General features: G+C 70.8%; 24 protein-coding genes. 16 read left to right on the top strand and 8 right to left on the bottom strand.

All coding sequences use genetic code 11. The features are described 5' to 3' along the window. Positions 1 to 56: 56 nt before the first annotated feature. Positions 57 to 1,790 carry a dolichyl-phosphate-mannose--protein mannosyltransferase gene (locus tag ACX6XY_RS20690; protein ID WP_460332686.1) on the bottom strand — a complete coding sequence of 578 codons (1,734 nt, stop codon included), beginning with the start codon at positions 1,788 to 1,790 and terminating at the stop codon, positions 57 to 59. Positions 1,791 to 1,960: 170 nt separating this feature from the next. Between ACX6XY_RS20690 and rsmI the strand changes: the two genes are divergently transcribed. The 6 genes from rsmI to ACX6XY_RS20660 all read left to right on the top strand — a co-directional run bounded on the left by rsmI (position 1,961) and on the right by ACX6XY_RS20660 (position 7,871). Then, positions 1,961 to 2,875, top strand: a complete 915-nt coding sequence (gene rsmI / locus ACX6XY_RS20685; RefSeq protein WP_460332684.1) for a 16S rRNA (cytidine(1402)-2'-O)-methyltransferase — start codon at positions 1,961 to 1,963, stop codon at positions 2,873 to 2,875. Between the two features lie 162 nt (positions 2,876 to 3,037). After that, a complete protein-coding gene (locus tag ACX6XY_RS20680; RefSeq protein WP_460332682.1) occupies positions 3,038 to 3,463 on the top strand; it encodes a hypothetical protein in 426 nt (141 codons plus the stop codon). Between the two features lie 39 nt (positions 3,464 to 3,502). Next, the gene (locus tag ACX6XY_RS20675; RefSeq protein WP_460332680.1) at positions 3,503 to 4,372 is read left to right on the top strand and encodes a TatD family hydrolase; all 870 of its coding nucleotides are present in this window, start codon (positions 3,503 to 3,505) and stop codon (positions 4,370 to 4,372) included. Between the two features lie 115 nt (positions 4,373 to 4,487). After that, on the top strand, positions 4,488 to 5,966 hold the full coding sequence (locus ACX6XY_RS20670; protein ID WP_460332678.1) for a ubiquitin-like domain-containing protein: 1,479 nt from the start codon (positions 4,488 to 4,490) through the stop codon (positions 5,964 to 5,966). 27 nt (positions 5,967 to 5,993) lie between these two features. After that, positions 5,994 to 6,956, top strand: a complete 963-nt coding sequence (rsmA, locus tag ACX6XY_RS20665) for a 16S rRNA (adenine(1518)-N(6)/adenine(1519)-N(6))-dimethyltransferase RsmA (protein ID WP_460332676.1) — start codon at positions 5,994 to 5,996, stop codon at positions 6,954 to 6,956. Beyond that, complete coding sequence (locus ACX6XY_RS20660; protein ID WP_460332674.1) at positions 6,957 to 7,871, top strand: 4-(cytidine 5'-diphospho)-2-C-methyl-D-erythritol kinase; 915 nt, start codon at positions 6,957 to 6,959, stop codon at positions 7,869 to 7,871. It abuts the gene before it with no gap. Positions 7,872 to 7,903: 32 nt separating this feature from the next. On the opposite strand, the gene ACX6XY_RS20655 is transcribed toward ACX6XY_RS20660, so the two are convergent. Continuing rightward, positions 7,904 to 8,746 carry a PIG-L family deacetylase gene (locus tag ACX6XY_RS20655; protein ID WP_460332672.1) on the bottom strand — a complete coding sequence of 281 codons (843 nt, stop codon included), beginning with the start codon at positions 8,744 to 8,746 and terminating at the stop codon, positions 7,904 to 7,906. An 80-nt stretch (positions 8,747 to 8,826) separates the two neighbouring features. After that, complete coding sequence (locus ACX6XY_RS20650; RefSeq protein ID WP_460332670.1) at positions 8,827 to 9,675, bottom strand: maleylpyruvate isomerase N-terminal domain-containing protein; 849 nt, start codon at positions 9,673 to 9,675, stop codon at positions 8,827 to 8,829. Positions 9,676 to 9,750: 75 nt separating this feature from the next. Between ACX6XY_RS20650 and ACX6XY_RS20645 the strand changes: the two genes are divergently transcribed. Continuing rightward, the gene (locus tag ACX6XY_RS20645; RefSeq protein WP_460332668.1) at positions 9,751 to 10,443 is read left to right on the top strand and encodes a TetR/AcrR family transcriptional regulator; all 693 of its coding nucleotides are present in this window, start codon (positions 9,751 to 9,753) and stop codon (positions 10,441 to 10,443) included. Between the two features lie 94 nt (positions 10,444 to 10,537). On the opposite strand, the gene ACX6XY_RS20640 is transcribed toward ACX6XY_RS20645, so the two are convergent. The 3 genes from ACX6XY_RS20640 to ACX6XY_RS20630 all read right to left on the bottom strand — a co-directional run bounded on the left by ACX6XY_RS20640 (position 10,538) and on the right by ACX6XY_RS20630 (position 14,201). Next, a complete protein-coding gene (locus ACX6XY_RS20640; RefSeq protein WP_460332666.1) occupies positions 10,538 to 11,413 on the bottom strand; it encodes a geranyl diphosphate 2-C-methyltransferase in 876 nt (291 codons plus the stop codon). 15 nt (positions 11,414 to 11,428) lie between these two features. Further along, positions 11,429 to 12,703: a family 2 encapsulin nanocompartment cargo protein terpene cyclase gene (locus tag ACX6XY_RS20635; protein WP_460332664.1), complete on the bottom strand. Its 1,275-nt coding sequence runs from the start codon at positions 12,701 to 12,703 to the stop codon at positions 11,429 to 11,431. Positions 12,704 to 12,785: 82 nt separating this feature from the next. Then, entirely contained in the window at positions 12,786 to 14,201 is a 1,416-nt protein-coding gene (locus ACX6XY_RS20630; protein WP_460332662.1) for a family 2B encapsulin nanocompartment shell protein, read from the bottom strand. Positions 14,202 to 14,637: 436 nt separating this feature from the next. On the opposite strand from ACX6XY_RS20630, the gene ACX6XY_RS20625 reads away from it, so the two are divergent. Both ACX6XY_RS20625 and ACX6XY_RS20620 read left to right on the top strand, forming a co-directional pair. Next, positions 14,638 to 15,396 (top strand): helix-turn-helix domain-containing protein, encoded by a 759-nt coding sequence (locus tag ACX6XY_RS20625; protein ID WP_460332660.1) that lies wholly within the window; start codon positions 14,638 to 14,640, stop codon positions 15,394 to 15,396. Between the two features lie 66 nt (positions 15,397 to 15,462). Continuing rightward, positions 15,463 to 15,861 (top strand): DUF3703 domain-containing protein, encoded by a 399-nt coding sequence (locus tag ACX6XY_RS20620; protein WP_460332658.1) that lies wholly within the window; start codon positions 15,463 to 15,465, stop codon positions 15,859 to 15,861. 103 nt (positions 15,862 to 15,964) lie between these two features. Here the strand turns inward: ACX6XY_RS20620 and ACX6XY_RS20615 are convergent, their stop codons facing one another. Together ACX6XY_RS20615 and ACX6XY_RS20610 are read right to left on the bottom strand one after the other, a co-directional pair. Continuing rightward, complete coding sequence (locus tag ACX6XY_RS20615; protein WP_460332656.1) at positions 15,965 to 16,609, bottom strand: MBL fold metallo-hydrolase; 645 nt, start codon at positions 16,607 to 16,609, stop codon at positions 15,965 to 15,967. Next, positions 16,606 to 17,691, bottom strand: a complete 1,086-nt coding sequence (locus ACX6XY_RS20610) for an S-(hydroxymethyl)mycothiol dehydrogenase (protein WP_460332654.1) — start codon at positions 17,689 to 17,691, stop codon at positions 16,606 to 16,608. Before ACX6XY_RS20610 ends, ACX6XY_RS20615 begins: the two co-directional genes overlap by 4 nt. 203 nt (positions 17,692 to 17,894) lie before the next feature. Here ACX6XY_RS20610 and ACX6XY_RS20605 point away from each other — a divergent pair, with 203 nt between their 5' ends. From ACX6XY_RS20605 to ACX6XY_RS20575, 7 genes are all read left to right on the top strand, one after another. After that, complete coding sequence (locus ACX6XY_RS20605; protein WP_460332652.1) at positions 17,895 to 18,911, top strand: AsnC family transcriptional regulator; 1,017 nt, start codon at positions 17,895 to 17,897, stop codon at positions 18,909 to 18,911. A gap of 795 nt (positions 18,912 to 19,706) precedes the next feature. Beyond that, positions 19,707 to 21,320, top strand: a complete 1,614-nt coding sequence (locus ACX6XY_RS20600) for a S1 RNA-binding domain-containing protein (protein ID WP_460332650.1) — start codon at positions 19,707 to 19,709, stop codon at positions 21,318 to 21,320. After that, a complete protein-coding gene (locus ACX6XY_RS20595; RefSeq protein ID WP_460332648.1) occupies positions 21,317 to 21,577 on the top strand; it encodes a hypothetical protein in 261 nt (86 codons plus the stop codon). Before ACX6XY_RS20600 ends, ACX6XY_RS20595 begins: the two co-directional genes overlap by 4 nt. Next, complete coding sequence (locus ACX6XY_RS20590) at positions 21,559 to 22,233, top strand: hypothetical protein (RefSeq protein WP_460332646.1); 675 nt, start codon at positions 21,559 to 21,561, stop codon at positions 22,231 to 22,233. Before ACX6XY_RS20595 ends, ACX6XY_RS20590 begins: the two co-directional genes overlap by 19 nt. Before the next feature lie 122 nt (positions 22,234 to 22,355). Further along, on the top strand, positions 22,356 to 23,027 hold the full coding sequence (locus tag ACX6XY_RS20585; protein WP_460332645.1) for a hypothetical protein: 672 nt from the start codon (positions 22,356 to 22,358) through the stop codon (positions 23,025 to 23,027). Beyond that, positions 23,024 to 23,680: a Fic family protein gene (locus ACX6XY_RS20580; protein ID WP_460332643.1), complete on the top strand. Its 657-nt coding sequence runs from the start codon at positions 23,024 to 23,026 to the stop codon at positions 23,678 to 23,680. The genes ACX6XY_RS20585 and ACX6XY_RS20580 overlap by 4 nt, the downstream gene beginning before the upstream one ends. Further along, positions 23,677 to 24,072, top strand: coding sequence for a DUF5958 family protein (locus ACX6XY_RS20575; protein WP_460332641.1), 396 nt, complete (start codon positions 23,677 to 23,679; stop codon positions 24,070 to 24,072). The genes ACX6XY_RS20580 and ACX6XY_RS20575 overlap by 4 nt, the downstream gene beginning before the upstream one ends. Positions 24,073 to 24,108: the final 36 nt, after the last annotated feature.

Here is a 24,108-nt window from a genome sequence, read left to right as displayed (position 1 = left end):
GTCGTGGGTTATCGGAGGGTTATGCGAATGGGATGTTCAGTTCTGGAACGGAGTGGTCAGATCCAGCTGTCCAGCCACATTCTGGCCCGCCAGGATTCGGTCGGGATCACCTCGCCGGTATAGAGCGGCCAGAAGTAGATGAAGTTCCAGACGATCAGCAGGACGAGCACACCGGCCCCGACCGCGCCCACCACCCGACGACGCTCCGAAGAACCCGGCGGGCCGATGAGCGCGCCGGTCATCATGGCCAGGGCGAGACAGATGAACGGGACGAAGACGACCGCGTAGAAGACGAAGATCGTGCGTTCCTGGTACATCAGCCACGGCAGGAATCCGGCCCCGATCCCGCACAGGATCGCCCCCGCGCGCCAGTCCCGCCGGAACAGCCAGCGCCACAGGACGTACGCGATGGCGAAGCAGCCCGCCCACCACAGCAGCGGGGTGCCGAGGGCCAGCACCTCGCTGGCGCACTTGTCGGCCGCGTCGGCGGGGCAGCCGCCCTGGCCCGGCTCGGGTGACTCGTAGAAGTACGAGACCGGGCGGCCCATCACCAGCCAGCTCCAGGGGCTGGACTCGTAGCGGTGTTCCGACGTCAGGTTGACATGGAACTTGTAGACCGTGAACTCGTAGTGCCACAGGCTGCGCAGCCATTCCGGGACCCAGCCCCAGCCCGTGCTCGCGCCGTGCACGGCGGCCCAGTCCCGGTAGTAGCCCTTGTCCGTGAACAGCCAGCCGCTCCACGACACGACGTACGTCGCCAGCGCCACCGGCACCGTCGCCAGGAACCCCGGCGTCAGATCGCGCTTGAGCACGCTCAGATACGGCCGCCGCGCCCCCGCGACCCGCCGCGCCCCCACGTCCCAGAGCACCGTCAGCAGCCCGAACGCGGCCAGGATGTACAGGCCGTTCCACTTGGTGCCGAAGGCCAGGCCGAGGCAGACGCCCGCCGCGATCCGCCAGGGCCGCCAGCCGAGCCGCAGGGTGTCGGCGACGCGCGCGTCGGCGCGTAGGACGCCGTCGGCACCGGTCGGCAGCGCGGCGGCGAGCCGCGCCCGCGCCTTGTCCCGGTCCACCACCAGGCAGCCGAAGGCCGCCAGGACGAAGAACATCAGCGGCAGGTCGAGCAGCGCCGTGCGGCTCATCACGAAGTGCAGGCCGTCCACGGCGAGCAGCGCGCCCGCGAGGCAGCCGAGGAACGTCGAGCGGAACAGCCTGCGGCCGATCCGGCACAGCAGCAGCACCGACAGAGTGCCGAGCACGGCCACCATGAAACGCCAGCCGAACGGCGTGAACCCGTGCAGCCACTCGCCGAACCCGATCACCCACTTGCCGACCGGCGGATGCACCACATAGGACGGGTCGGCGGGGACCGGCACCGACGACGGATCGGCGATGATCTTGTCGTTGACGTCGTCCGGCCACTTGACCTCGTAGCCGCGGCTGATCAGGCCCCAGGCGTCCTTGGCGTAGTACGTCTCGTCGAATATCACCGCGTTCGGCTTGCCCAGCTGCCAGAACCGCAGCGCCCCGGCCACCAGCGCCACCAGCAGCGGTCCCGCCCAGGCCAGAGCGCGGTGCAGCGGCGCGGTGAGGTGGGCGGGCACGCCGAGCGCCGTCCACAGCTGACGGCTCGGTTCGGCGTACGGCGGGACCAGCCGGCCTCCGACGCTCGTCCTGGGCGGCGCGGCGTACCCGAACCGGCGCAGCCGTCGCTGCCAGCTCGGGGGCCCCGGCTGTTTCTCGGGTGCCTGGCCCTGCCGGGCGTCGGTGGAAGACGCGGTACTCGTCACCGCGCCATCGTAGGGAACGAGTCTGAGTGATCTCAGCACCCTGACGCTTCACACACCCTGCGAGCCCCACGTGCCCTCCGTGCGCTCTGCGCACTGTGCGCTGTGCGCTGTGCGCTGTGCGTCGCCCGCGCTGACACGGCGCCCGGCCGCGCCCCTGCGAGGATGGGCCTGTGACTGCAACGACTGGAACGACCGCCGGGACGCTCGTGCCCGCCGGGACGCTCGTGCTCGCCGGAACCCCCATCGGGGACATCGCCGACGCGCCGCCGCGGCTGGCCGCCGAACTGGCGGCCGCCGACATCGTGGCCGCCGAGGACACCCGCAGGCTGCGCCGCCTCACCCAGGCGCTCGGCGTGCAGCCGGGCGGACGGACGGTGTCGTACTTCGAGGGCAACGAGGCGGCCCGTACGCCGGAGCTGGTCGAGGCGCTCGCGGACGGCGCGCGGGTGCTGCTGGTCACGGACGCGGGCATGCCGTCGGTCTCGGACCCCGGCTACCGGCTGGTCGCCGCCGCCGTCGAGCGGGACATCCGGGTCACCGCGGTGCCGGGTCCCTCGGCCGTCCTCACCGCGCTCGCGCTGTCCGGGCTGCCCGTCGACCGCTTCTGCTTCGAGGGCTTCCCGCCGCGCAAGGCCGGGGAGCGGCTGACCCGGCTGCGCGAGGTCGCGGACGAGCGCCGCACCCTCGTCTACTTCGAGGCCCCGCACCGCCTGGACGACACCCTGGCCGCGATGGCCGAGGTGTTCGGCCCCGAGCGCAGGGCGGCCGTGTGCCGGGAGCTGACCAAGACGTACGAGGAGGTCAGGCGCGGCTCTCTCGCGGAGCTCGCCGCGTGGGCGGCCGACGGGGTGCGCGGCGAGATCACCGTGGTCGTCGGGGGCGCCCCCGAGTCCACCGAGCGACTCGACGCCGACGAGCTGGTGCGCAGGGTCCGGGTGCGGGAGGAGGCCGGGGAGCGGCGCAAGGAGGCCATCGCGGCGGTCGCGGCCGACGCGGGGCTGCCCAAGCGTGAGGTGTTCGACGCGGTGGTGGCGGCGAAGAACGCGGCTGGAAAAGCCCCAAAGGGCGGTAAAGAGCTATCGTAAAAGGCAAAGTGCAGGACGCGCACCGGGTGGTTTTACCGAGAAAGCACAAAAACAGCTCCAAGAATCGACAGGCCTGGTGCGCTCCTATCGGGAGAGGCGTCCAATGGTCGAAGGGACGCTTTCGTCCCGGACATGCCTGTCCAGCGGACAAGAGGAGCTGGCATGAGTGAGATCACCGGCCGCAGCACCACCGGCACGACACCCGGACCCGCGGCGCCCGGCCCTGCGGCGCCCGGACCCGCGGCGCCCGGCCCCGCGGCGCCCGGACCCGCGGCGGCGCCCCGGCCTACGCAGGCCATCGCGACCGTTCAGGAGTCATACGGGTTCGCCTGCCTGGACTGCGGGTACAGCTGGGCGCAGTCCTACGACATCGAGCACTACATCGACGGCTTCGGCAACGAGTTCGTTATGTACATGGTCAACGGCGAGCGAGTGCCGTCCCCGATAGCCCGGCCCACCTGCGTGAACTGTGGCGGGCACAAGGTACGCATCATGCAGCCCGGACGCGTCTCCTCTGTCCTGGACATCCTGAACCAGCGCCAGGAGGCGTTGCACCCTTTCCAGCACCGCAGGGCCGAGGGCGGGTAGGAGCGAGGGCGCGTATGAACGGCTCGTAGGATTGGGGGCATGAGCCAGAAAGACGCCGCACCGCCGCTGCCGGAGCCGCTCAGGGTGTCGGTGGCCGACTCGCACACCCACCTCGACATGCAGGCGGGCACGGTGGACGCGTCATTGGCCAAGGCGGCGGCGGTGGGGGTCACCACGGTCGTGCAGGTCGGCTGCGACCTGGCGGGCTCCCGCTGGGCTGCGGACACGGCGGCCGCGTACGGGAACGTCCACGCGACGGTCGCCCTGCACCCCAACGAAGCGCCCCGCATCGTGCACGGCGACCCCGCCGGGTGGTCCCGGCAGGGGGCGCGGGCGGCGGGCGGCGACGCGGCGCTGGACGACGCGCTCGCCGAGATCGACCGGCTCGCGGGGCTCGACCAGGTCAGGGGGGTCGGCGAGACCGGGCTCGACTTCTTCCGCACCGGGCCCGACGGCGTCCAGGCCCAGGAACGGTCCTTCCGCGCGCACATCGAGATCGCCAAGCGGCACGGCAAGGCGCTGGTCATCCACGACCGGGACGCCCACAGCGATGTGCTGCGCGTCCTGAAGGAGGAGGGCGCGCCCGAGCGCACCGTCTTCCACTGCTACTCGGGCGACGCGGAGATGGCCGAGGTGTGCGCGCGCAACGGCTGGTTCATGTCCTTCGCGGGCAATGTGACGTTCAAGAACGCCCAGCCTCTGCGCGACGCCCTGCGGGTGGCCCCGCTGGAGCTGGTCCTGGTCGAGACCGACGCGCCCTTCCTGACCCCGACGCCGTACCGCGGTCGGCCCAACGCCCCGTATCTCATCCCGGTCACGCTGCGGGCCATGGCCGCGGTGAAGGACGTGGACGAGGACACGCTGGCGATGGCGGTGAGCGCCAATACGGCGCGCGCGTTCGATTACTGACGTACCGCAAACGCGACGACGCAGCGTAGCGCGATGACTTTGAAGAGTGACGCCCGCTCCGCTAGGTTGCTCCGCTAGGTTCGCTGGACCCGATTCGCTGGACCGGAGCGTCGTCGTGAGCAATTCGCAGGGCAGCCATCGTTCGGGGCGCGGTCATGGCCGCGGGCGCGGTGCTCGTGGCCGCCGTGCGGCGACCGTGGACGCCTTCGCCGTCGCCTCCGCGCCGACCGAGCCCCGCCTTCTGCCCCATCAGGCTCCCGCGCCCGTCGCGCCCGTCGCGCCCGTCACATCCGTCACGCCCGTCGCGCCCGTCACGCCCGTACGCGAGCCGGACGCTGAGCCAGACCCCGCATCCGTGCCCGCATCCGTGCCCGCGCCCAGGCCCGATGCCGCGCAGCCGCCCCTGCCCCTGCCCCCGCATCCGCACCCGCACCCGCACCCGCACCCGAGCCGGGCCGAGGCCCGCAGGGCCGCGCGCCGCAAGAAGGCCGACGGGCGGCCCGAGACGCTGCGCCGCCTGGTCCCGCAGGCCCTGGTCGTGGCGTTCCTCGCGGGCGGCACCTCCGCGTTCGTCGCCGAGGACAAGGCGATCAAGCTCTCCGTGGACGGCGAGGAGCCGCGCGAGCTGCACACCTTCGCGGACGAGGTCGGCGAGGTGATCGCCAGGGAGGGTCTAGAACTCGGCCCGCACGACCGCGTCACGCCCGCGCCCGGCGCCGACCTGGCCAACGGCGACGAGATCGTCGTCCGCTACGGCCGCCCGGTGGACCTCACCCTCGACGGGCAGCGACGCCGCGAGTGGACCACCGCGCACACCGTCGCCGGGATGCTCCGCGAGCTCGACGTACGCGCCGACGGCGCCTATCTCTCGGCCCCGCCCGGACAGCGGATCTCCCGTGACGGGCTGCGCCTCGACGTCCGTACCGAGCGCACCGTCACCGTCATGGCCGACGGGCGCGAGCGCACCGTCCGCACTAACGCGGCGACCGTACGCGAGGCCGTGGACCAGGCCGGGATCACCCTGCGCGGCCAGGACACCACCTCCGTACCGCCGTCCAGCTTCCCGCGCGACGGCCAGACCGTCTCGGTGCTGCGGATCAGCTCGACCAGGGAGGTACGCGAGGAGCGGCTCCCCTTCGCCGTGGAGCGCACCCCGGACGCCTCGCTCTACCGGGGCGCCGAGGTCGTCGAGCAGCCGGGCCGCCCCGGCGCCCGCCGCCTCGTCTACTCCGTGCGCACGGTCAACGGCGTCAAGCAGAAGCCGAAGCTGCTGCGGTCGGATGTGGTGCGCGAGCCGCGGACCCAGCGCGTGCGGTTCGGCACCAAGCCGCGCCCCACGTCGGTCGCGGGCGCGGACGGCCTGAACTGGAGCGCCCTCGCGGCCTGCGAGTCGGGCGGCCGCCCGAGCGCGACCGACCCGTCGGGCACGTACGGCGGCCTGTACCAGTTCGACGTACGCACCTGGCAGGCCCTCGGCGGCAGCGGACGCCCCCAGGACGCGCCGGCCGCCGAGCAGACGTACCGCGCGAAGAAGCTGTACGTCCAGCGGGGCGCCAGCCCGTGGCCGCACTGCGGAGGCAGACTGCGCCGGTGACCTGCCGGGGCCGCTTACCCTTGAGCGGTGAGCAGCCCCACTGATGACCCGCAGGGCCCCCAGGGCCTTCAAGACCCGCAGGACGCCCTTCTGGGTCCGGCCGACATCCGCGAGCTGGCCGCGGCGCTCGGCGTGCGCCCGACCAAGCAGCGCGGCCAGAACTTCGTCATCGACGCCAACACGGTGCGCAGGATCGTGCGCACCGCCCAGGTGCGCGCCGACGACGTGGTCGTCGAGATCGGCCCCGGCCTCGGCTCGCTGACGCTGGCGCTGCTGGAGGCCGCGGACCGGGTCACCGCCGTCGAGATCGACGACGTACTGGCCGCCGCGCTGCCCGCGACGATCGCCGCCCGGATGCCCGCCAGGGCCGACCGGTTCGCGCTCGTCCACCGCGACGCGATGCTCGTGGACGAGCTGCCGGGCCCCGCGCCCACCGCGCTGGTCGCCAACCTCCCGTACAACGTCGCGGTGCCCGTGCTGCTGCACATGCTGGCCGCCTTCCCGACCATCGAGCGCACCCTGGTCATGGTGCAGGCCGAGGTCGCCGACCGGCTGGCGGCCGCGCCGGGCTCGCGGGTGTACGGCGTGCCGTCGGTGAAGGCCAACTGGTACGCCGAGGTGAAGCGGGCCGGGGCCATCGGCCGCAACGTCTTCTGGCCCGCGCCGAACGTCGACAGCGGCCTGGTGTCCCTGGTACGCCGCGCCGAGCCGGTCAAGACCACCGCCTCCAGGGGCGAGGTCTTCGCGGTCGTGGACGCGGCCTTCGCGCAGCGCCGCAAGACGCTGCGGGCGGCGCTGTCCGGGTGGGCGGGTTCGGCCGCCGCGGCGGAGGCGGCGCTGGTCGCGGCCGGGGTGTCGCCGCAGGCGCGCGGCGAGGCGCTGACGGTCGAGGAGTTCGCACGCGTCGCCGAGAACAAGAACGCCGGGAGCGCCGCAAGCGCCGGGAACACCGGGAACACCGGGAGCTCCGAGAACAAAGGGGTCGGGTAAATGGGTGCGAGCGTCACGGTACGGGTCCCGGCCAAGGTCAACGTCCAGCTCGCGGTCGGCGGGGCCCGCCCGGACGGCTTCCACGACCTGGCCAACGTCTTCCTGGCGGTAGGCCTCTACGACGAGGTGACGGCGACCCCGTCGCCCGGCGGCCCGCGGATCACCTGCTCGGGGCCCGACGCCTCCCAGGTCCCCCTGGACGAGACCAACCTGGCGGCCCGTGCGGCGATCGCGCTCGCGGCCCGGTACGACCGCCCTGCCGACGTGCACCTGCACATCGCCAAGGACATCCCGGTCGCGGGCGGCATGGCGGGCGGCAGCGCGGACGGCGCGGCCGCGCTGCTGGCCTGTGACGCCCTCTGGGGCACGCGGACGCCGCGGGACGAACTCCTCGCCCTGTGCGCCTCGCTGGGCAGTGACGTGCCCTTCAGCCTGGTGGGCGGCGCGGCCCTGGGCACCGGCCGCGGCGAACGGCTGACGCCCCTGCCGGTCGCGGGCCCCTTCGCCTGGGTCTTCGCCACGGCCGACGGCGGACTGTCCACGCCCGCCGTCTACCGGGAGTTCGACCGTCTGACCGCGGCCCGGACCGTCCCCGCCCCGACGGCCTCGCCCGCGCTCCTCGACGCCCTGCGCACGGGCGACACGGCGGCCCTCGCCGGGACTCTCGCCAACGACCTCCAACCGGCCGCCCTGTCCCTCTTCCCGTCCCTGGCGGACACCCTCGCCGTGGGCACGGCGGCGGGCGCCCTGGCGGGCCTGGTCTCGGGCTCGGGCCCCACCACGGCCTTCCTGACCAAGGACACCGAGTCCGCGCGACGCGTCGCCGCGGCCCTGACGGCCTCGGGCACCTGCCGCACGGCACGGGTGGCGTCCTCCCCCGCGCCCGGAGCGACCGTGCTCCCCGCGGGCGACTGAGCGCTCGCGACGGCGGCGAGCGGCAGGGGCTTTCAGCGCAGTCCGGCGAAGAGGTCGTTCTCGGGCACGGCCGCGCCGGTGGTGTCCCGGACGCGTACGAAGGTCTCGACGCCCATCGACTCGGTGAACCTCTCCTGGCCCATTCTGAGGAAGAAGATGTTCTCGCCCTGGCTGGCGTGCGCGGCCAAGGCGGCGAACTTCCGGGCGCCGAACCCGGTGGTGTCCACCCAGGTGGTGATCTCCTCGTCGGGGAGTCCGATCTCGGCGATCGCGTCGATCATCGCCGCATCGGCGGGTTCGGGCCCCTGTCCGTCCGCGCCGGACTCGCGCATGCTCTCCGCGAGTCGCCGCGTCATCGAGCGGGGCGCCGTAGTCCAGTACACCTTCGGTGTCAGCGCGGTCATCGCCAGCGCCGCCATCGTGACGCGGTTGGCCTGGATGTGGTCGGGGTGGCCGTAGAGGCCGTTCTCGTCGTAGGTGACCACGACATCGGGCCGGTAGCGCCGCAAGAGCTCCGCGAGCCGGGCGGCGCTCTCGTCCACGGGTGTCCGCCAGAAGGACGCGGGGGCGTCGTTGGTCGGCCAGCCCATCATCCCGGAGTCGGCGTAGTCCAGCGTCTCCAGATGACTGACCTTCAGAATCTCGCAGCTCGCCCGGAGTTCCTGGCGGCGCGTCGAGGCCACGGCCGCCGGGTCGTGTCCGGGGTCGCCCGGCTTAGCGCCCCCCGGCCCGTCTCCGCAACCGCCGTCGGTGCACGTCACGAGGACCGTGCGAATGCCCTCCGCCGCGTACCGCGCGAGGACGCCTCCCGTTCCACTGGCCTCATCGTCGGGATGGGCGTGTACCGCCAGCAGCGTCAGGGGCCGGTCAGTCATGAGTGACACACTCCTCGTGTACGAAAAGGCGTACGGTCGGCCCGAGTTATCCGCTGCGGGGGGGGCGGGGAGACGGGTGCTCAGGGCGCACGGAAGAGCGTGCCGAACCGCGCCGCCAGCGACGAGTCGACACCCTGGACCTGGCCGGGGTTCTGGATCTCAAGGAGTCCGCGTTCCATAGCAGCCGTGGGATCGCCGCGCCCGAGGACGATGCGCAGGAACGTCGCCGGCTCCGCGACGAGGACGCGGTCGGGCCGCTCCAGCGGACCCGGCTCCGCACTGATCCGGTCGCCGTCGACGGTCACGCCGAGCCGGGCGCCGCCCCACAGGCTGACGGAGTAGCGCGCGGTGAGTCCGTCCGCCGCGTCCTTGTCGAAGATCAGGGGGATCGCGTAGACGACGAACGGCAGCGCCGACTCCACCCGTTCCCGGTCGACCCGGTGCGGCTCGGCGACGGCTCCGGCGATGTCGAAGCAGTGCCCGAGCATGTGGGTGAGGAAGTACGAGCCCATGGTGGGCAGGTCCATCTCTCCCATGGGCGTACGTCTGCGCTCTTCGGGAGACCGGCCGGAGACCGCCTCGATGAACGCCTCCGCCTGCTCCTCGATCATCTCGGCGAGCGGTTCCGCCCGCCGTTCGGGAAAGGCCGCGAGGGCTTGTGCGTTGGCCTCGGCGATGCTTCCGGGCGTTCCGTCGCCGTGCTCCAGGCCCTGTCCGGCGGCGACTTCCGCGAAGAACCAGTTGGCCTGCGCCAGGTGGGCCGCGGTCTCGCCGAGCGTCCACTCCAGTCCGGGAACGGCCCGGCCGGTATCGGTCACCGGCCGGAGCATGGCTTTGACGTCGGCTGCGGTGCCGCGTATCGCGTGGGCGAGTTCGCCGGTCAGGACGGGGGGCGGCGCTATGTCCTGTCCGAGGTGCGGGTTGACCATGACATCCCCCATAACTCAGTCAACTCAGTGATGAACACTGGGCGTTGATAACAAGGTTATGGCAGGGTGTCAAGCATGGCTGGCCATGACACCCCTCCGAGACAACGGCTCCTGGACGAGGCGATCCGCCTGCTCGGCGCGCACGGCCCGGAAGCCCTGCAAGCACGGAAGGTCACCGCCGCCGCCGGTACTTCGACCATGGCCGTCTACACGCACTTCGGCGGGATGCGCGAACTCGTGGAGGAGATCGCCGTAGAGGGATTCCGGCTGCTGGACAGCGCACTGGCCGCGGTGCGGCCCACCCGAGATCCCGTCGCCGACCTCGCCGGCCTCGCTCTCGTCTACCGGGCGTGGGCCCTGGACAGCCCCCACCTGTACCGGGTGATGTTCGGACTCGCCGCGACCGGCGGGCACCGGCTCACGGGCGCCGACCTCACCGCCCACGCCACGGCCGAGAGCTGCATCGGCCAGGAGACCTTCGCCCGCCTCGCCGAAGCCACCCGCCGGGCGATCGCGGCGGGGCGATTCCGCGACGAAGACCCCACCCACACCGCCGCCCAGCTGTGGAGCGCGCTCCACGGCTATGTCCTGCTGGAGATGTCCGGCTACTTCGGCGAACCCGACAGCGCACTCGAACCCGTCCTGATCCCCCTCCTGCGCGGACTCGTCATCGGCCTCGGCGACGAACCGGCCCGCGTCGAGAGCTCCTCAGCCCGCTTCGCCGCCCGGTTCGCGCACCTTCTCCGGCCAGGTGCGCGAAGACGGTGACGTTCGGCTACTTCAGTCCCGCGAGTGAGGGGACGACAGCGGCATGAGCCCTCCCTGGGAGGGAGGGCTCATGGGGAGCCGTCTGGGCGGCTGTTCAGACGCGGTCGGCCGCGATCAGGACGTACTGGAAGGAGCCGTCCCGGTACGACTCGGTGAACGCCTCTTCGATGCCGGTGGCCAGCGAGGAGGTGGCCCGCAGCTCCCAGTAGGGCAGGGTGTCGGGGGTCAGGTCGATGATCGTCTGGGGCACGAGCCGGTTGTCGGCCATGGCCCGCAGATACTCACGGCGGGAGTGGATGTTGCACTCGAAGTGGGCGTTGATCTGGGAGACCCACTTCGACGGCTGGCCGTAGCGGGGGTTCCAGCAGCCGGTGATCGTCACATACCGGCCGCCCACCCTGAGGAAGCGGGAGTGCTCGGCGAACAGGTCGTGCAGGTCTACGTACATCGTCGACTCGTTGTTCCACGAGGCGGCGACGCTGCCGTTCTCGAAGGGCGTGTCGAGCATGTTGCAGACGTGGGACCGGACATGGTCCTGAATACGGAGATCCCGCGCGCGTCCGTTGCCGAAGTCGGCCTGCGCGGCGGACAGGGTGACGCCCTGGACCTGGCAGCCGAAGCGGCGGTGAGCCATGACCATGGACCCTCCGCGCCCGCAGCCGGCGTCGACGAGGGTGTCGCCGCCGCTGATCGGACCGAGGTGGTCCAGGAGGAGCTCGGCCTGGGCGGACTCGAGCCGGTGGAGCTCGGCGATGAGCTTCTTCTCGTACTCGCTGTGCTCCGGGTCACCGAGTGCGGCGTGGTTGACGGCGCCGATGCCGTAATGGTGGTGGTACAGGCCGTCCACGTCGCCGAGGCGCAGGTTCACCGGCCTCGCCTCGTTGTTCCAGTAACGGGCGATGTCCTCCTGATAGGGGGTCGCCGGGGCCGGGATCGTCGTGGCGAGGGCGGGAGTTGCTTCTGTGGTCACAGGCGTATCCGTTCGTTACCAGAAGTCGGGCAGGCTGTATCGGTAGGTGTTGGTGCGGTGCCAGTCGTGGTTGCCGTCGACCCAGGTGGCCACGCCCTTGAGGAAGCGCAGCACGCTGGGCAGTGGACAGGCCGCGGCGACGTCGGCCGCGGCGGCTTCAAAGGCGTGCATGAGGTGGTTGTGGACTTCGACAGCCTTCAGATACGCGTCGCGTTCGGAGAGTTGCTCACGCTCGGCGATCACCACGGGCAGGTTCAGGTGCAGACCGGGGCTGTCGAGTTCCTTGGTGTAGGAGTAGAGGTCGTTGACGATGGTGGTCGCGTTCCCGGCGAGGGCGATGGCCCGCTGCATCTCCGGCCGTGCGTGCAGGTCGGCTGGCAGTTCGTAGCCGCCGACGGTGTCGGTGATGGTGGGGCAGGGGCGGAAGTTGTTGAACTGGCGCATCGCCAGGTACTCCCACACTTCCGGAACGTGATCGGTCTCGGCCCAGGCGGCCTCGGCCAGGTAGCCCATGTGCAGCCGGGCCATGTCGTGCCGGTAGCGGTCGGCCTGGGAGGGCGTGGCCGCGCGGACGAAGTAGTCCATCGCGCTGCGGTACGCGCGCCGCGGGGCGTCGGAGCCGAGCGACTCCTCCCATGCCGGCGCGTACTCCGGCGTGGTGTGGAGGGGGTCGAGCGCGGTGTGCGCGAGGAGGATGCGACCGCCCAGGCCGACGGGTGAGCCGCCGTGGTCCTCGCAGTAGCAGTCGTCGACGGCGTTCTCCGCGACCATCAGCCGGGTGGCGAGCATCAGGTGGTCGATCGTGGGAGCGTCGGGGTGACAGGCGACCATGTAACGCCCGACGGAGAAGCCGTCGAACTGGCCCTCCCATTCGTCGGGGTAGAGCTGGACCTCGTCCTCGGCCCAGCGCTTGATCCGGCGGCTCACCTCCTCGACGCGTCCGGGGTCGGGCTCCGGAACGGGGTGGTGGTAGAGGCCGGGAACGGCTCGGCCTTCGGCGGGCGCGGTCGGGGCGGTGGGCACCGGGTCCGGGTCCGGCTCCGGGGACGGCGGCTGCTTCAGGAGGCGGGCCAGGGAGAGCGAGGACGTGCCCAGGCCGGTCGGCCCGCCGAGGACTCGCCGGAGGGCGGGGTTGGCGGCGGGTTCGACGGGGGCGGCGGGTTCGACGGGGGCAGCGGGTTCGACGGGCGCGGCGGGGGCGGTGAGTTCGGCGGGGGCGGTCGTCGTCCGCGATGACGTGATCGGCTGCTGCTCGGGGATGGACGGTCCGTGGGGCCTGGTATCGGGCATCTGCGACTCCTTGCTGCGGCGAGGGACAAGGACCCCGTGCTGTGCCGGGCGGGGTTGCCGGCCTCTTCCGCGAAATGGTTCTTCAAGCCTGCCTGCGGGCGATCTGTACGTTCTCCAGCACGCCGAGCGCGTCGGGTACGAGCACCGCAGCGGAGTAATAGGTACTAACGAGGTAAGAGGTGATGGCCTGCTCGCTGATGCCCATGAAGCGCACGGAGAGCCCCGGTTCGTACTCCTCCATCAGGCCTGTCTGCCACAGGCCGATGACTCCTTGGTTGTCCTCGCCTGTCCGCATCGCGATGACGGAGCTGGTCTGCTCCTTGCTGATCGGGATCTTGTCGCAAGGCAGGATCGGGACCCCGCGCCAGGCCGGGACGGACTGCCCGCCGAGGTCGACGTGGTCCGGGTAGAGGCCGCAGGCGCTGAACCCGCGTCCGATCGCGGCGATCGTCCGCGGGTGGGCGAGGAAGAACTTGGTGCCGCGGCGGCGGCAGAGCAGCTCGTCCATGTCGTCCGGGGTCGGCGCCCCGGAGTGGGTCTGGATACGCTGCTTGAAGTCGGCGTTGTGCAGCAGGCCGAACTCACGGTTGTTGATGAGCTCGTGCTCCTGGCGTTCGCGCAGCGCCTCGACGGTGAGCCGGAGTTGCTCCTCAGTCTGGTTCATCGGCCCGTTGTAGAGGTCGGCGACCCGAGTGTGGACCCGCAGGACGGTCTGTGCGACGGACAGCTCGTACTCGCGCGGATTCAGCTCGTAGTCCACGAAACTGCCCGGCAGTTCGGCCTCGCCGACATGACCGGCCGACAGGGCGATCTCGGCCTCACCGTACTTGTTCCGCGCCTTCCGCGCGGCGGAGCTGGACTGCTCGATATGGGTCCGCAGGCCCGGCGCGGAGGCGCGCACGGCGGCGAAGTCGGCGCGGGACAGCGTGAGGAGAGTGCCGGAGGTCTCGGCGGTGGCCGTGTAGGCGTAGCGGGCGTCGTCGTCCAGGAGGGCGTCCTCGCCGAAGCGGTCGCCGTCCGCGAGTACCGCGAGGGCGACTTCCTCGCCGTATCGGCCGTCGCAGGTCTGGCTGACGCGGCCGTGGGCGACCAGGTGGATGCGGTCCGCGGGCGTGCCGCGCTCGACGAGGACTTCCCCGGCGGTGAAGTCGCGCTGCGTGCAGCGGTCGGCGAGTGCCGTGAGGACGTCGAGGTCGTCGAAGCCTCGCAGCAGGGCCAGTTCGCCGAGCTCACGGGGAATCACACGGACCGTGGCGCCCTCCTGGACGAACTCGACCCGTCCGTCGCCGAGAGTGTGACGCAGCCGTCGGTTGACCCGGTAGGCGCCGCCCTTGGTCTCGACCCAGGGGAGCATCCGCAGCAACCAGCGGGAGGTGATCTCCTGCATCTGTGGAGCGGACTTGGTGGTGGTGGCGAGGTTGCGGGCAGCGGCGGTGCCCAGGGACTGCTGCGGTGCGACCGGCCCGGTCTGGGTCTCCGGGCCGCTGTCGACGGTCATCGAGTGAGTTCTCCTGACGTGAGACAGCGTCCGACGCGCGCGGGGCGCCGACCGCGAAGAGGGAATGAAGAGGGAATACGGAAGGACCGTAACGGCCGATCAGGCCGCACTCCCGGAATCATCACGCGCTTACCTCGAAGTAGTGATAAGGAATCACACACGGTTTATCGGGCCGGCAGGCGTGATTGCGCCACCCGTGCGAGGGCCGCGACGGGTCGCGGCGTGCCGTGGCGTACCGCACAGGACGATCACCGCATCGCGACCCACATGATCAAGCCAGCACCCACGTGGCGGCCTCGGCCATCCGCGTTCGATTTATGCCGTTCGCGCTCGACAGGCCGCACCAAGGGCAGGCGCCGCCGGATACCCGACACGCTCAACTGCCGTACCCTGCCCGCATGCGTACCGGCCGGCCTCTCGAGCGGACCCGCACGCCGTGACCGCGGCCTGGAGCGGATCGGCCCGGCTGCGGCCGGGGCGACTGGCGTTCGGTGGTGCGATCGGTGCGACGTCGGCGCACGCGCACCATTCCGTGCAGGTGATCGCGGCGACCGACGGGGAGTTGACCCTGGCCGGCCCGTCGGGCGGCGGCTTCGGCTGCCGGGCGGCCGTGGTGCCCGCCGACAGCCCGCATACGGTGCTGACCGGTGTCCCCTCGGGGGTACTGATCCACTACGCCCCGGAGTCGCGGGCCGGGCGGCGGCTGGCCCGCCTGACCGTCGACGGCGGGCCCGAGGCGTGGGTGCGTACCGGTGCTCTGCTGATTCCGGAGGAGCTGCCGGACGATCCGGCTCTCGCCGCTCATGCCGTGGAGCGACTGGTGGACGCGGCAGTGGACGACGGTCCCCCGCTAGGGCGCACAGCCCGCCACTCCGGGCTGGCCGAGGTGCTGCGGACGCTGCCCGGACAGCTCGCCGCGGGACAGGTGCGCCTCGGTCAGGCGGCACGCGTCGCCGGCCTGTCCGAGAGTCGGCTCAGCCATCTGTTCCGCTCCCAACTGGGGTTGCCGTTCCGCTCCTACGTCCTGTGGCTACGGTTGCAACGGGCGACGGAACTCGTCGCGGCGGGATGCTCGCTGACCGAGGCGGCGCACGGTGCCGGGTTCGCCGACCAGGCGCATCTCACCCGCGTGTGCCGCCGGATGTTCGGCATCGCTCCGTCCAGCTTCACCCGGCACGCGCACTGGTCGGCCTGACGGGCAAGACCCGTCCGCAGCAGGTTCGTTCAAGTCTCCGCTCAGCTCCGCGGGCAGCCTTGGTCCATGCCGAACCGCTACAGGAATCCGGGCCGGAGACTTGGCGGCAGCGCCTTCAAGGCGATGCCGCCAGGCGTCCGCGCCCCCTTTGAAGAGGAACTGCGCCGGGCGCGGACGACTCCGGACACCGAGGCGATGTGGGAGGCGCTGGAACGGGCGCACATCCTGTCCCAACCCTGGCCCTGGCCGCACACCCGCGCCCACTGGCACATGCTGCGGCTCGCGGTGCGCTGCCGGGACCGCAGGGAGGTGACCGGCCAGGTGATCCGGATCCTCGTCGCCGGCGCCGGTTCAGCGACCGGCCGCGTCCCCGAGGGCAACACCGGTCGCACTCGGGTGGGGCTGTTCACACCGATGCCGATACCGGACGACCTCGCACGCATCCTGGCTGCCAACGGGGCTTGAGCCCGGACGCGTACGAGGGTGGTCTCGACGTCGGCGCCCTGATCGTCTCCCCGTCCGGACAGCCGCTTGCGCTCGGGCCGCCGATCGCTGTGAGCTCCGGGCTCTACTCTCCGCGTGGGGCCCGGTCGATGCCGGGGGCTTCCCGGGCGATCGTCGTGTCCGGTCCGTGGCCGGTGCGGACGACGGTTTCCAGGGGCAGTGTCAGCAGCCGGCGGCGGATCGAGTCGATGATGGTCGGGTGGTCGGAGAATGAGCGGCCGGTCGCGCCAGGGCCACCCTGGAAAAGAGTGTCGCCGGTGAACACGGTACCCAGCGCGGGCGCGTAGAGGCAGACGGCGCCCGGTGCGTGGCCCGGGGTGTGCAGGATCTCAAGGTCGATGCCCGCGACCTGGATGCGCTGGCCGTCGTGCAGTTCGCCGTCCGGTCGGCGCGTCGGGTGGGTGAGCGCCCAGACCGGCAGGTCCTCGGGGTGGAGCAGAACGGGGGCGCCGGTGCGGCGGGAGAGTTCGGGGGCCGCGTCGACATGGTCACTGTGTGCATGCGTGCAGATGATCGCGCGCACGGTGCGCCCGGCGATCAATGTCTCGACGGCGTCGGCGTCGTGCGGTGCGTCGATGACAACGACCTCCGTATCGTCGCCGACCAGCCACACATTGTTCTCGACCTCCCACACCCCACCGTCGAGCTTGAACTCACCGGTGGTGACGGTGTGGTCGATCCGTGCGCCCGTCCCGGTGCCGGTGCTCACAGGACCACCACCGAGCGCAGGACGTCGCCGCCGTGCATCCGCTCGAACGCCATTTCCACGTCCTGGAGGCCTACCGTCTCGGTGACAAAGGCGTCCAGGTCGAGGCGGCCCTGACGGTAGAGGTCGATGAGCATCGGGAAGTCGCGGGACGGGAGGCAGTCGCCGTACCACGAGGACTTCAGGGCGCCGCCGCGGCCGAAAACGTCCAGGAGCGGCAGAGTGAGCTCCATGTCAGGGGTGGGGACGCCGACGAGGACGACGGTTCCGGCGAGGTCGCGGGCGTAGAAGGCCTGTTGGTAGGTATCCGGGCGGCCGACCGCCTCGATGACGACATCGGCGCCGTTTCCGTCGGTCAGGGCGCGGATTGCCGCGACGGGGTCGGTGTTCTTGGAGTTGACTGTGTCGGTGGCGCCGAGAGTGCGGGCCAGCTCGAGCTTGCGGTCGTCGAGGTCGACGGCAATGATCTTCGCGGCGCCGGCGAGGCGCGCGCCTGCGATCGCCGCGTCGCCGACGCCGCCGCAACCGATGACGGCCACCGAGTCGCCGCGCGAGACCTGACCGGTGTTGATCGCGGCGCCGATACCCGCCATCACACCGCAGCCGAGCAGGCCGGCGACGGCCGGGGAGGCCTCCGGGTCCACCTTGGTGCACTGGCCGGCGGCGACCAGTGTCTTCTCGGCGAAGGCGCCGATGCCGAGAGCCGGGGACAGCTCGGTCCCGTCGGTCAGCGTCATCTTCTGCCGGGCGTTGCGGGTGTCGAAGCAGTACTGGGGGCGGCCGCGACGGCAGGCGCGGCACTGGCCGCACACCGCACGCCAGTTCAAGATCACGAAATCGCCGGGGGCGACGCCCGTGACACCCTCGCCGACCGTCTCGACAACGCCCGCCGCCTCGTGGCCGAGCAGGTAGGGGAACTCGTCGCCGATGCCGCCCTGCTTGTAATGAAGGTCGGTGTGACAGACCCCGCAGGCCTGGATCCTCACGATGGCCTCATCCGGGCCGGGGTCGGGGATCACGATCGTCTCTACGCCGACGGGCTCGTTCTTCGCCCGCGCCACCACGCCTCGTACCTGTTGCGCCATGAGTGCTGTCCTCGTCTCGTCTCGTCGCATCGCCGGCCGCGGGCAACTCGTCCCCGAGATCCGGTCCGGTCCTTCTGCGTCGTACCATCGCTCGCGGTGCGCCGGATGCGAAGCCAGGGCAGCGATGGCGGCAGGAACCAGCAGACGGGAGAATGATCGTGGCAAATACCGGCACAAGCGCGGGGGCGGGGGCGGAGCCATACGTGCCGGACGCTCTGGATCGCGGCATCCTGCACGTGCTGCAGCTGGACGGCCGCGCGCAGTTTCGCCGGATCGCGCCCGTCCTGGACGTCTCCGAGCACACGGTCGCGCGCCGGTACCGGCGGTTGCGCGCGGCGGGCCTGCAGGTCGTGGGCGAACCGGACGCGGAGCGGCTGGGCCGCACTCAGTGGCTGCTGCGCCTGCGCTGCGCGCCGGACGCCGCCCTCCCACTGGCTGACGCGCTCGCCCGCCGCCCGGACACCGGGCACGTCACGCTCGCCTCCGGCGGTACCGAGCTGCACTGCACCATCCACACCGGCAGCGCCGAGGAGGACGAGGAGGTCCTGCTGCGCGCACTGCCCCGAACTCCCCGTGTCGTCTCCTTCGACGCCCACTGCTTCCTGCGTACCTTCAGCGGCAACCCGCCCCGCTGGTACACCAAGCTGGGCGCGCTGACCGCCGCGCAGCACGCGGTCCTCGCCGCGGACGGCGAGCCGCGGCCCGCTACACCGTTCACGACGCCCCCGCCCTTGACCCCTCTGGCCCCACCGCGCCCGCATGTCGAACTCGACGCCCTCGACCGCGCTCTGATCGCGGCCCTCGCCCGCGACGGCCGCGCCCCGCTTCCCGAACTGGCTGCCGCCACCGGCCTGTCCCCGTCCAGCATCCGCCGCCGTCTGGACCACCTGCGCGCCACCGGCGCCGTCCGCATCAACGTCTACTTCCCTCCGGCCCGCCTGGGATACCGCAAGCGCGCGATGCTCTGGCTACGGGTCGCGCCGGGTGCGCTGCAGACCGTCGGCGAGGTCCTCTCCGGCCATCCCCAGACCGACCTGGTCGCGGCAACCACCGGCCCCTCGAACCTGGTCGCCACCGTCATCTGCCGCGACGCCACCGAGCTCTACCTCTACCTCAATCACCACATCGGCTCCCTCCCGGACATCCAAGCGGTGGAGACAACACCCGTGATCCGCGAGGTGAAACGGCTGGCGGCATGGCACGGAGACGGCCACCGCTGACCCGCGGCCTATCCGACTCGGGACACGTCGGTCCCGCGTGTCATCGACGTGGTGACTCATCCTGGATCACCGCCTACCGGCCCACCCGCAGCCACAACGAAGGCGCCAACGGGCGCTTCAAGAGCACACCCAGGCGCTTCTCCTCGCCGTCATGCTCACGGTCGCCAACCTGACCGTCCTGGAGACCTGGCTCACAGAACGCCACGGCCCCGACCAACTCACCGAGGCCAGCTTCGACGCCAGCGGCCCCCTGCCACCACTCGCTGATCCCGATATGCCACAGGCCCTGCCCAAGGGACGCCCGCCACCGCCCGACACCCGCTTGACCAAGCCCGCGCGGAACAACCCCACAGCGCAGAAGCCCGCTGATCACCACGATCGGCGCGCTTCCCCATGCCCAAAGACAGGCAAGCACGCGCAGCACGCCCGCCACACCGCCCCGCCACCGGCACCCAGACCTCCCGACGAGCCCAGAAACGACGAGATCCCGCCCGATCGAAATGATCGGACGGGATCTCGTGAACCGCCTACGAGGTAACTCGCGAACGGCCCGTCGGTGGGGTGTTCACGAGTGCGTCTGACCAGGCGGGACGGAAGCGGTTGGAGATCGTTTCCCAGTTACCCGAAGATCGTTCCCCGCTGCCTGGGGCAGCCACTCGTGTCCCGCCGCAGGGACCGCCACCTGCACCTCGGCTCGCTCCTGCCGCAGCAGCGCACCCCGCAAGACCACTCCACGCGGACCGGGGACGCGATCGCACCTTGATCCTTTCAGTCTCGTGCCTGTTCAATCTGCAGATGACTGAGACTGATGTCGACCTTGGCACCGTCACCGCGCCCTCCGGGAACGCCACCAGGCCCCAGCCGCAGCGCATTCAACCTCCGGCGAGCAGTGACGTGCTGCCATACGTCTATCAGGTCACCAAGTACGATCCTGCCGACCGCGATCAGCACGGCCACTACGCCGGCGTCGAGCCTGCGACCAGTGACCACGGACCGGTCGAAACCGCATACCTGCAGGCCATCGCCGCCTTCGCCGAAGAAGCCGGTGTCGACCAGTTGGCCATCCGCGAGCCGCAGATCGGCGGTTTCGCCCACTTCGGTCTGGAGCCACCGGTCGACGGCTACGGCCTGGCCGACCTCTTCCCAGCTGGCCCCATCGGGTTCCACGACGGTGCCCTGGTACCGATGGCCGCCGGTCTGGAGCTCGTCCGGGCCATGCTCCGCGACAACGGCGCCTGGTGCCGTCTGGAGGTGGAGGGAGCATTCACCGTGCACGTCGGCTGGGACCAGTACCTCTACATCGGCAGCAGCCGCCCTTGCGAAGCGGCGCTGGCCCGCACCCGCTCGCTCGGACTCTTCCCGGAACGCGTGCACGCATCGCCGTACGACTTCGCCCCCGATGACCCACAGCACGTACAGCGCCCGGCCGACGCCGACTTCTGGGGCCGTCTGCGCTGGACGGTCAGCGCCCACCGTGCCGTGTTCCTGGAGGAGGTCTTCGCCACCAACGCCTCCCGATGGCACCGCCTGACCCGCGACACCATCGAGACCGTGCGCTCCGAGTTGACCCCACGCTCCCAGTTGGCGGTCTGGCCGGACCTGCTCACCGACGTCGACACGGCCGTGGCCGCTCTGCCCGACGAAGGCATGGTGGAGGTCGTCTGGGAGGACAAGGACGGACAGATCACGAGCACGGTCGTGGACGAGACCCAGTTCGAGGCAGTGGCCTCCCAGCTCGCCAGCGCGCATGCTGCGGGTGTTGTATCCATGTATGCCGGTGAAGATCTCGCCCTGTTCACAGCTGTACTGCCGGACAGTGACGGTGTCCTGCGCGCTCGCTGGCAGACCGAGCCGACGCCCAGCGACCGGGACTGGGCGTTCCTGAAGACCCTGTGCCGCGGCCAGGTCGTCACCGGCACGGTGACGACCATCGCCGACTTCGGCGTCACCTTCGTGGACATCGGCGGCTTCACCGCAATGATCAACATTCCGGAGCTGTCCTGGCGTCCCTTCGACCACCCGTCCGATGTCGTCAGCGTCGGCCAGGAGATCACAGCCGAAGTCCTCGACGTCGACATGGTCCGGGAGCGGGTGCCGCTGTCGCTGCGAGCGGTACAGGAGGACCCGTGGCCGCAGGTGGCGCAGCGGATCGGCCAGGTGGTCACCGGACCGGTCACCAAGATCGTCCCGTTCGGCGTCTTCGTCCGCATCGAAGACCGAGAGGACGGCTTCTGGGGGCTGGTGCACACCAGCGAGCTGAATGAATCGTCCGGGAAAGACATCGAGGTCGGTGACGCCCTCACCGTGAAGATCATGGAGGTCGATATCGCACGCCGCCGCATTGCCTTGTCGCGTACCCAGGCCCGCACAACCCGCCCTGAGGGTGGCAGTAAGGACGGATCGGCATGAGGAGCCAGGAGGCCGAGCTCGACCGGGACGTAGCCGCGCTTCTGGCGGCCAGGGCGTTCACCGAGATCCGCCATCCGGCCGGAGGCGCGCAGCACGTGGCGCATGACAACTCCCCTGACGAGGCTCTGGACCGCATCAGATTCCTGGCCAACTTGAGCCACAATCTTCCGGGCGTCGCGCGGCCACGCCCCAGGAAGCCGTCCCGTCGGGGCAAGTCCCCTGGAGTTTCGATCGGACGATGGCCGAACGACCGATGAGCTGGGCCTGGAACACCGCCGGCCCGGAGGCGCGGGCATGGATGCTGCGTCACATCGAACAGGCAGAACGAACCTGGACGCCACCCCCGCCACTGCCTGCGCCCCACAAGGACCCGTCGCCGAGGACGCCGCAGCAATGGGTCAGCCTTCTGCTCAGGCGCTGGCCGGTCAAGGCCCCAGCCGGGCGCCAGCCACTGCCTCCGGTAGCGAACGTTCTCAAGGCGGTCGACACCGAAGCGATCTGCGCCCTGCACGACGAGGCCCGTCGGCTCCGGCTCGGCCTGGGTGGAGGGGCGGCATGGCTCCGGGCCCACCTGGCCCCCGACGGAGTCCACTATCTGCTCCCGGACCCGGCCCACTACTACTGGCCCGGCACCCCAGACGGTCGCGGCGGCAAGATCGACTGGTGGCAGTGCACCACGCTGCTGGAGATGTGCAACGGAGAGCAGGTCAGCGGCCTGGTCGCCGTACGCCCGGAGACCTTCACAGCGTTGCCCTCGACTCTGCCCCGCAAAGCCCAGTTGCGACTCGTCCACCGTGTCCGCTCCATCGAGCGAGACACCTCCCTTTGGGGCCGGGACCACAAGGCCGAATGCGCACCGCACCTTTGCGGTTACGTCCCCGAAGCGAACGACAACGCTCCGACGACTACATGACCGCCGACAACGACGGCCAATGGGATCGACCGTCAGCCGCAGCTAGACCATGGCGACAGCCTCGGGAACGCAGGGCCGATATGGAGTGGAGTCAGGGTGGCTGCGCACGGCAGAGTGGGACGGTGAGTGAACTGTGGGCGCATGCCCTGACATGGGCAGATGTGGATCCGGCTCGACATTCGTTCGAGATGGACGCCGATGCGGCGGAGGAGTTGGCGGGCCTTGTCGTGCCCTTGCTGCCCAGCGCTGAAGTCGCTCGCGAGGATCGCTGGCGTTCATTGGAGCCGGTCACCGAGTTCCTGGCGGGCCGGTACGGCCGATGGGCCTGCGGATGGAACTGGTCGGTCGGCGAGGGTGACGTCGACGGAGGCGTCGTCGAGGTGTGGTGCTGTTCATCCGACTCCGTGACGACCCCGGATACGACTGCCCCGCTGGTTGTTGAGGCCCTTCAGGAATGGCGTGGCTGGCTGGAGGACCTGGCGGAACGGTTTGCGGCCCTGACTCCGCCGGGGAACACCCCGGTGACTTCGGCGGACCACTGGTACTGGGAGCGAGCATGCACCCGCCTGGTCACCGTGGTGGCCGACCGCACCCAGGCCGAGAGCGGCTGGTACGGGCACTGCATGCAAGTCCTCCGATGGTTCCTCGCCTACAACGACATCGACGAGAGCCAGGCCCAGGAGATCGTCAAGAACGCGGTCGGCGGCCGGTTCGGCAGTTGGATCGCACCTGACGTTCCCGTGGTCGACGCGGTGAGCTCGCGGTTCGCCAGAGGCGTGGGCGAAATCAGATGACTTCCGGGCCCGTCCGACTGAAGGACAGCCTTGCCGACTGGCTGCGCATCCGGCCGGAGATCTCCTGGCCATCCTGGCGCGGCGCACGCCCCGTCCCTGGAGCACCGGCCCGCGACGGCTTCCGGAACTTCTTCATGGCAACGCGAGGCGGACGTGACAGCGAGGGAACCGCGCGGGTCCTGACCGCCCTCGACGTGGCCTTCGCCGACGCGGAGCAGCGTCAGCCGCTGGCTTTCGCCCTCATGGCGGAGTGGCAGCGGACCCTGCTGGGCCACGACTTCGCCGGTTTCCGCACGATGCCGGCCCTCGCGAAAGGCGGACGGGAGCGCTACGGCCTCACCCCCGACACCCAGGAGCGATTCGAGCGATGTCTGTCCGAGAGCGCTCAACCGGATCTCCCCCTCCCCTCACGCGCCGCCCGCACCTACCTCGACATCCTCTTCTTCCATCCGTTCGAGGACGGCAACGCCCGTGCGGCCATGCTGGCGTTGGCCTTCGTCCTGGCACGCGAAGGCGTCCTCCTCGACCAGGTTCACCCACTGCAGACCACGCGCTGGGCCGACGACGCCGAAGGCGCGGCCGATCTGGCGGCGCTGCTCGGAATCCTGATCACCGCAGCGGAGCGACGTCCGTCCCACGGGAGGCAGTCATGAACGAACGCGACGTCCTGCTCAACGAGCTCGCGCAGGGGCTGCGCCCGATGTCAGAGGGCATCGAATGGTTCGACGGCCTTGGCCAGGAAGAGCAGTCCGAGGTGCTGCTGTTCCTGCGCCATCACTGCGTCCAGGCACGCGCCGTCGCCGAGGACGCACCGGAAAGCATCCGCCGTGCCGGGCTGCACCCGACGCATACGCCCGCAGTGCTGATCTCACGAGGCCGGATCGACGAGCAACTGGGGAAGATCGCCGGTCTCGCACCTCTCGACGAACGCCGCAAGGCGTTCAGGCTACTGATCGCGGTGCTCACGATTGCCGACGCGCGACGCCGTGAGCGCTTCTGCTCTGGCGGCTGCAGTCACTGGTGGCACAGACTGTCAGCTGGCTGAAGCCCAGCACCGCACCCCTGAAGGCCACTTCTCGGT

It is taken from the genome of Streptomyces sp. O3 (assembly GCF_054788135.1).
This window is presented reverse-complemented; position numbering and strand designations above follow the sequence as displayed.

Coding starts and splice junctions, on each gene's coding strand:
- ACX6XY_RS20680 (WP_460332682.1), top strand. CDS start 3,038: ATGAGTGAGATCACCGGCCGCAGCACCACCGGCACGACACCCGGACCC.
- ACX6XY_RS20675 (WP_460332680.1), top strand. CDS start 3,503: ATGAGCCAGAAAGACGCCGCACCGCCGCTGCCGGAGCCGCTCAGGGTG.
- ACX6XY_RS20660 (WP_460332674.1), top strand. CDS start 6,957: ATGGGTGCGAGCGTCACGGTACGGGTCCCGGCCAAGGTCAACGTCCAG.
- ACX6XY_RS20655 (WP_460332672.1), bottom strand. CDS start 8,746: ATGACTGACCGGCCCCTGACGCTGCTGGCGGTACACGCCCATCCCGAC.
- ACX6XY_RS20650 (WP_460332670.1), bottom strand. CDS start 9,675: ATGGTCAACCCGCACCTCGGACAGGACATAGCGCCGCCCCCCGTCCTG.
- ACX6XY_RS20645 (WP_460332668.1), top strand. CDS start 9,751: ATGGCTGGCCATGACACCCCTCCGAGACAACGGCTCCTGGACGAGGCG.
- ACX6XY_RS20635 (WP_460332664.1), bottom strand. CDS start 12,703: ATGCCCGATACCAGGCCCCACGGACCGTCCATCCCCGAGCAGCAGCCG.
- ACX6XY_RS20630 (WP_460332662.1), bottom strand. CDS start 14,201: ATGACCGTCGACAGCGGCCCGGAGACCCAGACCGGGCCGGTCGCACCG.
- ACX6XY_RS20620 (WP_460332658.1), top strand. CDS start 15,463: ATGCCGAACCGCTACAGGAATCCGGGCCGGAGACTTGGCGGCAGCGCC.
- ACX6XY_RS20610 (WP_460332654.1), bottom strand. CDS start 17,691: ATGGCGCAACAGGTACGAGGCGTGGTGGCGCGGGCGAAGAACGAGCCC.
- ACX6XY_RS20600 (WP_460332650.1), top strand. CDS start 19,707: ATGACTGAGACTGATGTCGACCTTGGCACCGTCACCGCGCCCTCCGGG.
- ACX6XY_RS20595 (WP_460332648.1), top strand. CDS start 21,317: ATGAGGAGCCAGGAGGCCGAGCTCGACCGGGACGTAGCCGCGCTTCTG.
- ACX6XY_RS20590 (WP_460332646.1), top strand. CDS start 21,559: ATGGCCGAACGACCGATGAGCTGGGCCTGGAACACCGCCGGCCCGGAG.
- ACX6XY_RS20580 (WP_460332643.1), top strand. CDS start 23,024: ATGACTTCCGGGCCCGTCCGACTGAAGGACAGCCTTGCCGACTGGCTG.
- ACX6XY_RS20575 (WP_460332641.1), top strand. CDS start 23,677: ATGAACGAACGCGACGTCCTGCTCAACGAGCTCGCGCAGGGGCTGCGC.